Raw genomic sequence first — 12923 nt, 5'->3', positions numbered from 1 at the left:
ATCGAGAGCGTCATCGCGGCGGAGGCGGCCACGCCGGGCACGGTGAGCGCGACGGTGCCCGACACGAAGCCGAACATTCCCGTCGCCCCGAGCTCGAGCGTGCCCGTGCCGCCCGCGAGCATCAGGATGTCCGTCCCGCCGTCACCGATCCGCAGACCGACGTTCGCGAGCACGATCGTGGTCGTCGTCCCGGAGCGTTCGAACGCGAAGTCGCCGGTGAGCGACTGGCCGGCGATCGCGAGGACGACGCCCGTGCCGCTCACGCGGACGGCGAGGTTGCCGGGCAGGTTGAGCGCGACCGTGCGTCCGCCGACGGTCACGGACTCCGTGACCGGGGTGGCCGACTGATTCATCGCCAGCGCGAAGGAGCCGGCGATCGTCACCCCGGACGGCAGCAGCGCGCCGAGGTCGAGGGTTCCCCCCAGACGCATCGCCATGCCCGCCGGCGTCAGGACGATGATCCCCTCGACACCCGTGAGGATCGGCGCATCGGATCCCAGCCGCACTGCGCCACCCGCGACGGCGATGACGGTGCGCGCCGCCCCGCCGCTCGACGTCGCCTGCTGGAACAGCAGGTTCGCGGTGAGGGTCACGTCGCCGATCACGACCGCGATGCCTTCGCCGGCGATCCGCAGGTACGGCCCGGCCTCCAGTCGCGTGTGCGTGGGATCGGCGAGCACGACAGCCTGGCCCGACCGGTTGATCTCGAACCGCAGCGCGGACGCCGAGACCGTGACGCCGCCGCCGAGCGAGATGCTCGCACCTTCGATGGCGAGGATTCCGGCGAGCCCCGTGGCGCCGATCTGCAGGGCTCCCGCCAGCGAGAGCTCTCCGATCGGCGCTCCGAAATCGGCGACCGCGGCGATCGAGATGTCGACGATCCTGACGCCGCCGACGGTGCGCTGCGAGAAGGCGACCTCACCCTCGGTGAGCCGGAACCCACCGATGTCGACCGTGATGTTCTCACCGGCCACGGAGATCGAGCTCGCCGCCGGATCGGTCGTGTCGAGCACGACCGCGAAGTCCCCGCTCACGAGGATCCCCGGCAGCGTCACCGCGAGGGTTCCGCTCACCCTCCCGGCGACTCCGGTGGCGCTGAGGACGAACTCGCCCTCGCCCCCGGTGAGCGACACGAAGTCCGTGGTGCCGTCGCCGAACCCGGCGCTCGCGTCCGCGATGGTGATCACCGTGGTCGCCGACGGACCGCTCCCGGACTGGGTGAAGGTGAAGTCGCCCGAGAGTCGCTGGCCGGCGACGACGATCGCCACATCGGCGCCCTCGACGCGGAGGAAGGGGCCGGCAAGCAGGTCGAGCGCGACCGTGGTTCCGTCGAGCTGGAAGCTCTCGTCCACCGCAGGGCCGGAGTTGACCGCGACGGTGAACGTGCCGCTGAACTGCACGGCGTCCCCGGGGACGAGGAATCGGACCGTGCCGGTGATGCGTCCGGCGAGCCCCGAGTCCCGCAGGAGGAACACGGCGGAGCCGTCGGTCAGCCGGACCCCCGCAGTGGCGGTGCCGAGCGACAGCGTCAGCGCCGACGCGATAATCACGGTGGTGGTGGGTGCGGGGGTCCCCGGGGGAGCGCTCGGCAGCACCGGCCCGCGCACCTGCGAGAAGACGAAGACACCGGAGAGTGTCTGGCCCGCGATGGTGAGGGCCGCCGGCGTCGCGAGGGTGCCCACCTGAACGCGCAGCGAACTCGCGGGCAGCACCACTCCGCCGACGGTGCGGGCCGCCGTCGAGGTGTTGAGCTGCAGGCCGATGTCGCCCGTCAAGTCGACCTCGTCGCCCGCGTTGAGCGTCAGATTCGCGACAAGGACCGTCGCGAGGCCCTGCGGCGTGAGATCGAGCGTCCCGGCGGCGACGGTGGCGACGGCGACGCCGTCTCCGAGGCTGAGGGTGAGGGGCGATCCGCCGTCGCGGGCGTCGGCCCCGAAACGCACGCGCAGCCCGCCTCCGGCGAGCGTCTCGAAGGCGAACGTACCGGTGAGCTCCTGCCCGGCGACTGCGAGGGTGAGGTCGCCGACCACGAGCAGATGCGGCGCTCCCGCCGCGCCCTCCGCCACCGTGACGGCATCGTCGCCCGTGCCGAGCACCTGCTCGGTGGTGGTCTCGTTGTAGGAGATCCACGCCGTGCCCGCGAGGGTGACGCCCGGGATGCCCACGAGCTCGACCGTTCCCGAGATCGCGACGACGCGGCTGCCGGTGGTGCCCTTGACGAAGCCGTTGACGCCGGTGAGGTAGAGGCCGACGGCGAAGGGGTTGCGTGCGTCGTCCTCGACGAATCCAGGACCTTGCCCGACGAACACCGTGAGGTCGGACACGGCGAGCTCGGCGCCGCTGAAGTCGACGCTGCCGATGATCTCGACGAAGTCGCCGAGCTTGATCGAGCCCGATACCGCCAGGGCGATGAAGGCGCCTCCGGCGTCGGCGATCTCATCGGCCGCGAAGACGAGCGGCACGTCCACTCCGCCCACCGCGATCGTCTGGTTGAGCGGCTGCGTCGTGCCGTTGTACCGGACAGCGACGGTGGCCTCCGCCTCGAGCCCGCCCGCCGCGGCCGCGATGGCGCCGGAGAACGTGCCGACGATGCCGCCGGTCGTCAGCAGGAACGCACCGCGACCGTCGACGATCTCGAGCCCATCGCCGCCTTCAGGCGTCAGGGCGACCGAGACGTCGCTGAACGCGATGGTCGTGACTCCGGTCGCGGTACGGCTGAGGAGGAAGTTCCCCGAGAACGACGGGCCGCCTGCGACGCCCAGCACGCCGCCGGTGACGGCGAAGTGCAGGAAGGGTCCGGCGGGGACGTCGATGCCCAGGTCGGTGCGGCGCACCGCCGCGGTCGAGGTGTTGATCGCGAACTCGATGTCGCCGCCGAGCGTGAGACCTGCGGGGAGCGAGAAGATCCCGGTCACGCTGCCTGAGAAGCCGGCAGCGACACCGCCCGGCGTCACGACCAGGGCACCCGACCAGTGGTGCGCCGCGGTGACGTTCACGAACGTCCCGAGCTGCAGCGTGAGGTCGGTCACCGCGAAGGCGACCTCGCCGGTCGGGGTGCGGCTGACGAGCACGCGGGCGGCGCCGAGCGACTGGCCCGCGACCGCGATGCTCGCGCCGGTCACCTCGATCTTGAGGCCCGGCTGCACGACGACCTCCGCAGGTCCACCCGGGTCGAGGGTCACCGCGGCGAGGCCGGAGTTGACCTGCACCGCGACGTCGCCGCTCACCGCCAGCCCGGGCACCGTGACTTCCAGCGTGGCCTCGAGCGACCCCGCCATGCCGGCGGCCGTGATCCGGAAGGACCCCTGGATGCCCGTGACGCGCACGAGGGGCGACGCCGGGGTGCCGAAAATGATGACGCCGCTCGACACCGTCAGCGTGAGCGCGGTGCCCTGCGTGACGACCTCGATGTCCCCGGCGAGGGTCTGGCCCGCGATGACGATCGCGACGTCGTCGCCCACCACCCGCAGATACCCGCCCGATCCGCCCGCGGGGAGGTTCACCGACACGGTGCCCGCACCCACCCGGACGGTCTCGTCGACCTCCGCGGAGGTGGTGTTGATCTCGATCGTCAGCGTCGCGGCGATGCTGACGCCGGGCACACCGGTCAGCGCGGCCGTGCCCGTGACGCGGCCCGCGAGTCCGCCGGTCGACGGGAGCACGAAGACCGCCTCGCCACCCGTGAGTGAGAGCGCGGCGGAACCCGCACCGATCGAGACCGAGACGTTCGCAAGTGCGATGCGGGTGACCACAGAGTCGTCGGTGCCGCCTGCGACGCCGTCGGCACCGTAGGAGGTCGCGCGTTCGAACGCGGCATCCGCGCGGATCCGCTGATCCAGCACCGTCAGGACTACCCCGGTCCCGGCGATGCGCAGGTACGGCCCCGCGGGGACGTCGATGGTCACGATGCCGGCGCCGACCTGGAGCGTGTCGTTCACCGCGAGCGAGGTCGTGTTCACCTGCAGGTCGAAGGAGCCCTCGAGGGAGAAAGCCGAGCTGGACACGCCGACCGTGAGCGCGAGCGAGCCGGCCACACCGTTCGGGGTGATGACGAACAGCCCCGAGCCGTCGCTCACCATGAGCGGGCCGAGGGCGAGGGCGACGTTCGCGACGCCGACCCGCACCACCGTCCCGGTCGCGCCGGTCACCTGCTCGAAGGTCACGTCGGCGCTGAGCGACTGCCCGAGCACGGTGATCGTGAGGTTCTCGCCGCCGACGCGAATCAGGCCGCCGGGGAAGGCTTCCGACCACCCGGCGACAGTCTGCGCCGTGCCCGTCGTGTTGAAGGCGACGGTGATGGTGCCCGTCACCGCGATGTCGGAGACCCCGAACGCGACGGCGACGGTGATCGCGCCGTACGCCCCTTCGGGTGCGAGCACGATCGTCGCCGTCGAGCCGGTGCCGGATGCCGGCTGGCTCACCGTGAGCAGCGGGGCCGCTCCGCCGAGCACGATCCGCGTGTTGCGAAGGGTGAGGGTCAGCGTGCCGCCGTCGTCGACGACCTCGATGTCGGTGGTCAGCGTCTGCCCGGCGATCGTGACCGCGACTCCCGTGCCGGCCACCCGCACGTAGCCGGTCGCGCCGCCCGCCGGCAGCGCGAGCGTCAGGGTCTGGCCGCGGACGAGGAGCGTCTGGTCGACGGCATCCGTTCCGGTGTTGAACTCGACGGCCAGTCCGGCCGAGAAGGCGACGCCGGGGACGTCGAGGGTCAGATCACCGGTGATGCGGCCGGCGAAGGTCGAGGAGGCGCCCGCGGACGACAGCAGGATCAGCGCGGCTCCGTGCGACAGCACGAGGGCGTCGCCGGCGAGCCGCAGCTCGACGTCCGTGGCGGCGATCCGCAGGAGCGTCTTCGTGGTGTCCGGCGCACCTCCCGCGCCGAGCGGCGTGACCCGCTCGATCGCCAGGTTCGCGGTGAGCGACTGGCCGAGCACCTGGAGCGTGAGGCCTGCTCCCTCGAAGCGGAGGTACGGACCGGCGGCGACGTCGAGCACCTGCGCCGTGGTTCCGACGACCACCGACGCCTGCACGCGCGCTCCCGTGGTGTTGAGCACGAGGGACAACTCGCCCTCGAGGCTCGCCTCGGCGCCGAGGCGCACCGAGATCGTGCCGTCGATGCGTCCGGCGAAACCTGCCGCCGTGAGCACGAGGAGGCCGGATCCCGCGCTCAGCCGCACGCCCAGGTCGTCGTCGAGAGCGGTGCCGGTGTCACCAGGGGTACCGCCGTCGTCGCCGAGGAAGAGCGCGACGTTCGTGAGCCCGACGACCGTGGTGGCGACGCCGCCGGCCGTCACCCTTTCGACGGCGAGGTCGGCGCGGATCGCCTGCCCGAGCACGGTGAGGTCGAGGCCGGTGAGGCCGACCCGCAGATACGGACCGGCGGGAAGCGCCGTGGTGCCCACGGTCACGGCTGCCGCCGACGTGTTGATCGCGAGCTCGGCGAGCACGGCGTTCACGCCGAGGGCGGCGATCGTGATCGTGGCGCTCAGCGTGCCCGCCACGCCGCCGGAGCGCACGACGAGGTCGCCCTGGATGCCGGTGACGGCGACGGCATCTCCGAGGGCGATCGCCCCGTCGCTGACCGAGAGGGTGAGATCGGTGCCGTCACGGCCGAACGAGAACGTGCCGCTCAGCGATTGCCCGCCGAAGGCGAGCGTCGCCCCGCTGACGACGAACTCGGTGATCGCAGCATCCGTGGCGAAATCGACCAGCACGCCCGGCGCGGTGCTGCCGGGGATCTCGATGGTCTGCGTGACCGCCAGGCCGGTGTCGTTGACGCGCACGCTGGTCGTGCCCGTGATCGTGACGCCGGGCACGCCGATGATGCTGACCACGCCCGTCGCGACGAACGCGTGGCCTCCGCCCATCTCCACGAGGCCGATCGTGGCGTCGGTGAGGAGCACTCCCATCGCGAGAGGGTTGAGCGCCCCGGACTCGAGGAACGCCGGGCCTCGCCCGAGGAAGATCGTGAGACCGGATGCTGCGACGACGCGCACGGGCACGCCGCCGATGACCGTGTCGCTGAAGGTGAGGCTGCCTTCGATCGTGACGAAGTCGCCGATCGTCAGGGTGAGGTCCGATGCGGTCAGGCTGAAGATGATGTCGCCGCTCGCCGGCGCCGGGAGCTTGAAGACCAGGTCCGAGCCGCCGACGCGCAGAACCGTGTCGATGGCGGCCGCTGTGGTGTTGATCTGCAGCAGCACGGTGCCGTCGACCGACATGCCTCCGCCGCCGAGCGACGCCGACCCCGACAGGAAGCCCGCGACACCGTCGGCGCGGAGGATCAGCGCACCCGACCCGTCGAACAGCGAAGGGTCGGAATCGCCGTCGAGGGTCACGGCGACGCCCGTCATCGCGACGATCGTGTCCGAGATCCCACCCGGCGCGGTCGATCGGGTGAAGGCGAACGAGCCCTCGATCGTGCCCGCCCCCAGGATCTCCGCGGTGAGCCCCGACACCTCGACGCGAAGATACGGTCCTGCCGGCAGGACGCCGCTTCCCGGGTCGAGCGGCCCCGGCGTCGTGTTCACCGCGACGCTCACCGTCGTTCCCGTCACGGAGAGGAACTCGGGCACGCTCAGGTTCGCGGTCGCCGAGATGCTGCCGGCGACGCCGGCGGGGGTGATCAGGAACGTTCCGGTGATGGCGGAGACCGAGACGAACGAACCGAGGCTCGCCGTGCCGCCGGTCACCGCGACGCGGTACGAGGCCGAGCCCGACGTGACGGTCCGCTCGAACCAGACGGTGCCGGTGATCGACACCCCCGCGACGGTGACCGCGAGGGAGGAGGCTCCGACGCGGAACGCACCGGGCGCGATCGCGCTGTGCGCCGCGGTGTCCGTGTTGAATTCCACGGTGAGCGAGCCGGCGCTGATGCTCACTCCGGGAAGGACGAGGGCCGGCGTGCCGGTGAAAGAGCCCCAGACACCGCCGGCGCCGACGCCGAGCGTCGCCGTCACACCGGTGACCGTCAGGATCCCGTCACCGAAGGCGAGGCTGCCGTCGGTGATGCCCATCGTCGTCACGCCACCGGTGCGCTCGACCGACACGGAGCCGGTGAGGCGCTGCCCGGCGATGGTGAGCACGATGCCGGTGCCCGACAGCTGCAGGTAGCTCGCACCTCCGGCCGGGAGGACCAGCGCGACGTCCGTCCCGCCCACGGTGACGGTGGTGTCGACGTCCGCGCCGGTCGTGTTCAGCCGCACCGCCAGGCCGCCCGTGAACGAGACGCCCGGCAGGGCGACCGCGACGACGCCGGTGAACGAGGCGGCGACGCCGGCAGCCGAGATCACGAGCGCCCCAGCGCCCTTCGTCAGCGTGACGACGGGCGTGCCGCCCGCGGAGTACACCAGCCGGCCGCCTGCGATCCCCGCCCGGACCACCACCGCGCCGGCGGCGTCGACGCCGCGTTCGAAGGTCACGTCGGCGGTGAGCTCCTGACCCGCGACCGTGATCACCGTGCCCGTGGCCTCGATGCGCAGATACGGTCCGGCGGGCAGATCTCCGACGGCGGCGGATCCGGTGTTCACCGCGACGCCGACCAGCGATGCGAACGAGAAGCCGGTGACCTCGGACGAGATGCCCGCGCTCAGCCGCCCGGCGACGCCCGTCGATGTGATCGTCAGGGATCCGGTGATGTCCGAGAGGGCGAGGAGGTCGGTCGTGCCCGACGCGATCGCGAAGGCGCCGCCCGCGACGGTGATCCGCGTCTGGGTCGCGCCGTCGACGACAGCGCTCTCCACCGTGAACTCGTCGAACGTGACCTGCTGTCCGGCCAGCGCCAGGACGACTCCCGCTCCGCTCACCCGCACGTGGCGATCCGCGGCGGCAGTGCTGAGGTCGAGGTCGAGCGACGTGTCGAGGGCGAGACCGGGAACCGAGATCCGCAGGTCGCCGGTCAGCGTGGCGGTGGCCTCTCCGCCGTCTAGGGTGAGGGTGCCTCCGGCGTTCTCGAAGCGGGCGGATGCCGCGCCGGCGCCGAACGCGAGCGACAGATTAGCGACGGTCACCGTGAATCCATCGGCCGTGGTGGCGAACGCCAGGTCGCCCGTCATCGCCTGTCCCAGCACCGTGATCGTGAGTCCGGTCCCGCTGTAGGTGTCGCCTTCGGCCGCGGCGAACGAGATGGTGACGTCTCCGGAGCCGTCGCCGAGCGCCACGACCTCGTCGACGACGCCGGTGAACCCGTTCACGCGCGCACGGAAGAGTCCGCTGACGGAGACGTCCGTCCAGCCGGTGAGGGAGACCGTGCCACTCGCGTCCAGCGCCATCGCCGTGCCGGTGGCCGACGACTCCACGTACAGGCCGACGACGGCGCCCGTGAGCGCGAGGCCGCCACCGAGGTCGATGCCGAGGTTCCGGGCCGCGATGGCGACGGTCGTCGTGCCGGTCGCCGTGTCGATCTCGACTCGTCCGGCCAGCGTCGCGGTGACCAGGCCCGTCGCGACGACCGTCGCGGTGAGCACGCCGCTGACGCCGGCGGGCGCGAGCACGAGGGTGCCGCCGCCGTCGGCGAGGTCGAGGGTCTGCGCGCTGCCCGAGGCGAGTGTGGCACGGAGCTCACTGACGATGAGCGTCGTGACGCCCGCCGCGTGCGTGATGCGCACCCTGCCGGTGAGCGTGGTGTCGGCGATGTCCAGCTCGATGTCGCCCGCGAGCGAGAGCCCGTCGGTGCCGTTGTAGCTCAGCGTGGCGTTCGACACCGTCAGTCCGGATCCGCCGGCGGTGAAGCTCACGGTGCCGCCAGTGAGCGTGAAGTCGACGTCGCCGGTGTCGTCGCGGGAGACCAGGCGCAGCGTCCCGCCGGTGATCTCGACCGCATCGCCGAACGCGGCGGAGACCCCGGTGGCCGTGATCGTGAGGTCGGAGCCGTCCTGGCTGAGCGTGGCCGACGACACCGCCAGCTCCGCGATCTCGGTGCCGCCCGACGACACCGAGATGCCGAACGACGTGTCGGGGGCCGCCGGGCCCAGGGTGATCAGGAGGCTCCCGGCGTCGAGCGTCGTCGCGCCCGCGAGCGTGTAGGTCGCAGTCACCGCGGCGCTCGCCCGGATGCGCAGGGCGCCGACCGCGAGGTCGAGCTGGAGCGTCGCGGTGAAGCTCGCTGTCCCCGTGTACGGCGAGGTGAGCCCGCTCAGCGCGATCGAGAGGTGGATGCCGGTCAGCGAGAGTGCGTCGCCGAGCACGATGTCGTCGAGGTCCTGGTCGTACGGGTGGCTCGCGATGTACGCCTCGAGCTGCTGCACGATGACGCCGACGATGCCGGCGAGCGGGGAACCGGCGACATAGTCCGAGAAGTGGGGAAGCGCGGCGGTCAGCGTGCCTGCTGCGGCATCCGCGGTGGTCGCGATCGCCTGCACCGAGCCGTCCGGTGCGACGTACCAGATGCGCGGCTGGCCGATCGTGCTGGCGACGGCGATGGTCAGCACCGGATCGATCAGGAACGTCGAGATCAGGGCGCCGGTGCGGGCGTCGTACGCCCGCAGGTCGAAGACGGCGGAGCGGGTGAGGATGCCGGGGACCGCAGCATCCCGTGCGGTGATCGAGACCCAGGCATCGGCGGGCAGTGCGCCGGCGGCGAACGAGAGGGTGGCGCGGCCGAGGGCGACGGTGCCGCCTGCGGCGGCGGAGACGAGGACGGCCCCGGCAGGCGGCGTGATCGCCGGCGTCTGCTCGGAGGGCGAGACCTCGAGGGTGGCGGTGGGGTCGAGGAGGGTGATGGCGGCGTCGACGTCGACGCGGAGGGAGACGGGTCCGTCGGCCCCCGGGGGGCCGCGCCCGGCGTGGAGCACCACGTCGCCGCCCGACAGGATGTGGCTGCTGACGCGTACCGTGCCGGCGCGCACGGGGGAAGGGAGCAGGAACGTCTCGCCGCCCAGGGCTCCGGAGCCGCCGGTCGTCGTCGTACCGCCGCTCACGGCGGCGAGGCTGACACCGCCACCGGAGCGCAGCGGCGCCGACCCGGCACCCAGCGAGCCGAGCGAGGTGGTGACCGTCGCGGCGATCGCGACGCCGCCGAAGGCGCGGACGGGAACAGCGGTCGGGGCGAGCGCGGGCAGCGACGCCGTCGCCCCGCCGAGGCCTGCGAGCACCGACACCGCGGTCGATGGTGCACCGGCACGACCTGTCGCGACGATGGCCGTGGCGTCCGACCGCCCGACCGCGGCGAGCTCCACCGCCCCGGCGACATCGGCGCCGCGCGCCAGTCGCACGCTGGCGTCGTGGACACCAAGGGCGAGGGCGGCACCCGCGCCGGTGGCGCGGACGGTCGCCGTCTGCTCGGCGCGGAGCGAGAGGTCGCCGGCGACCGTGAGCGGCGAGCCGCCGTCGATCGAGGCCGAGGTGAGCGCCGTCGACGAGACGAGCGCCCATCCCGCGCCGCCGTCAGCGGCGACGGCGTGGCGCGCGGTGGCGCGAACGGTGAGATCTGAGACGCCGCTCAGCTCGGCTCCTTCGCCGACCGCGGCGCCTGACACCTCGCGCACGACGAGAGCCGTGATCCCGTCGGCGGCCTCCGCGGTGGCGTCGATGGACGAGTCCGCCTGGACCGTCGCCTGCGTGTCGTCGAGATCGACCTTCGCCGACGGGGCGAATCGCGCGATGGTCTCGAGGAACGCGCGGCCGACGGCGACCGCTCCCGCGTGCGGGTTCGCCGCGAGCGCCGCCCCGCTGAGCTCGGACTGCGCGGGGGTCGAGCCACCGGTGCCGGCCGCGACCACGCGCAGCGATCCCGCGGCGGTCGCGAGCAGGAAGAGCCGCGCCGCGGTGATCGACTGATCGCCCTCGACGACGGCATGAGTGAGCCGCACGACGTCTGCCTCGGCGAGTCCGATCCCGGCGCCCCCTGCGGCGATCGCGCTCGCGGATGCGGCATTGCGCGCTTCGATGCGGACGCTGCCGGGGGTGGTGATCGAGGTGCTGCCGCCGACGCGCGTCACGGCCGACGACTGGTTCTTCACCAGGGCTGCGAAGCCGTTCGCGGAGGAGGCGGTCGTCGAGGAGCTGCTGAGCAGCACGTCGCCGGTCGCCGAGATGGCGGAGTCCACCACCGCGACTCCTGCGGACGACGACGACCACGGGCCTGTCGCATCCGTCGAGTCGGCGCGCAGCGTCACCTCGCCGCCGGAGAGCCGCGCGCCCGTGACGGTGACGGAGGCAGCGGCATCCTCTCCGTGCGTGCTCGTGTCGCTCGCGAGGAACGTGATCGCTCCGTCGCGGTCGGTGCCGGTCGTGTCGACCGACGCGCCGGAGCGCACCGTGATCGATCGCGCCTGGATCATGAGGTCAGCCCCCGGAAGGACGACGGCACCGTCGACGGCCACGGCGCTGCGGCCGGTGATCAGCGCCGCCACACGCGGGGCGAGGAAGGTCAGGCTCGCGACCACGGCGTCCAGCCGCAGCCGGGCGGGCGCGCCCGACAGCACGACAGCAGCCGGGAGGCCCTTCACCAGCAGCGCGTCGAGCGCCCCGTCGATCGCGAGCGCGAGTCCCGCGATGCCGGTGAGGTCGACGGTGAACGACGCGGCGCCGTCGACGCCGCGCACGACGACGTGGGTCAGCCCCTGCGCCTCGACGGCGACGGTCGCGCCGGAGCCGGAGGTGAAGACGATCCGCCCTCCGACGAGGGCGATGCCGCCGGCTGCGGCCTCGGCCGCGGTCAGGGCGAGGGTCGCGGTGCCGTCGGCCACGGTCCAGCCGAGGCCGGCCGCGGTCGGCGGCGCCGACATCTCCGGCGTCGTCGCGTCGGTGGGCGGCGTGTCGGCGGACGGCTCCACGGTGTGGGGCGCGGCCGGCGCCTCTGCCGTCGGCTCGACCACCGGCGCGGGCACCTCTGCCGGTGCGGGCTCCGCCGGTGCGGGCTCCGCCGGGGCGGGCTCCGCCGGTGCAGGGGGCTCGGGCGCGGGGAGGATCGACGCGTCCACGCCCCGGCTCTCACCGGGCGACAGCGTCTCGGCCATGAGCCCGCCGCCGTGGCCGGCGCCGAGCGCGTGTCCGACCTCGTGTCGCACGACCGTGAGGAGGTCCATGCGTGACCAGCCCCAGCCGGCGGCGTCATCGTCGATCACGATCGTGCGACCGGATGCCTCGCCGAGGCGGCCGTCCGGCAGCGAACCGACGGACGCGGTGATGCCCGAGACGTCCGCTCCGGTGTTCGCCCACTCGCCCAGGACCTGCGCCAGGGCGCCTGCGAGCGCGCCCGCGCCGAGGAACTGGTCGGGGCCGACGGGGTCGCCGGGCGCGCTGGACGCGGTCATGGGCTGCGCGGCGTCGTCCTCCTCGGCCGCAGGCGGCGGGGTCGGCGTCGGCGTCGGTGTGGGCGGGGGCGTCGTCACTCCCGCGCCGTCGTCGCCGGAGATCGTCGCATCGCCGTTCTCCATCGGGCACGAGATCGACGCGGGCTGCCCGTTGGTCCCGCCGACGGTGGTGCACTGGCTCGTCGAGAGTGCCTTGGCGAGCGCCGCGAGCGCCTCCTGCAGCTTCCCATCCGCTTCCGCCTGGGCCTGCGCGGCCTGCTGGGCCACGGCCAGCTCCGTGACATACGCGCTCTGCTGCGCACGCACGACGCGCTCGCGACGAGCCGCCTCCGTGCGCCGGTCCTCTTGAGCGGCGAAGACGGAATCGAGCGCTGCGCGAGCCTCGTCGCGGGGCAGCACCTGGACGACGACGACCTCGGCGTCGCGCAGGTGGATGATCTCGGCCGGGGTCTGCGCGGGAGTCGTTGCGGGAGCTGTCTGCGCCGCCGGCGCTCGCTCGACCGCGGGGGGCTCCGGGGCGGCGGCATGTGCGGGTGCGACGCCGGCGACGACGAGAGCGACGCTCACGAGGGCGGCGATGGCGGCGGAGCCGGCACCGTGCGCGCGCCGAAGAGCGGCGCTCTTGCGCGCACTCGATTCAGCGGCCCCCGACGGCACGATTCCCCCCAC

1 protein-coding gene (cut by a window edge) is annotated in these 12923 nt (G+C 73.1%); it reads right to left on the bottom strand.

Going from position 1 to position 12923, the window contains the following annotated elements; genetic code table 11:
* Positions 1 to 12923: the start of a hypothetical protein gene (locus ASF40_RS06490; protein WP_157549463.1), read on the bottom strand. 24523 nt of this gene lie to the left of the window's left edge; the window shows 12923 of its 37446 coding nt (coding positions 1-12923); the start codon lies at positions 12921 to 12923; the stop codon falls past the left edge of the window.

This window comes from Microbacterium sp. Leaf288 (assembly GCF_001422925.1).
In the GTDB taxonomy this organism is placed as follows: Bacteria; Actinomycetota; Actinomycetes; order Actinomycetales; family Microbacteriaceae; genus Microbacterium.
The sequence above is the reverse complement of the archived record's forward strand: the minus strand, read 5'-3'. Positions and strand labels throughout refer to the sequence as shown.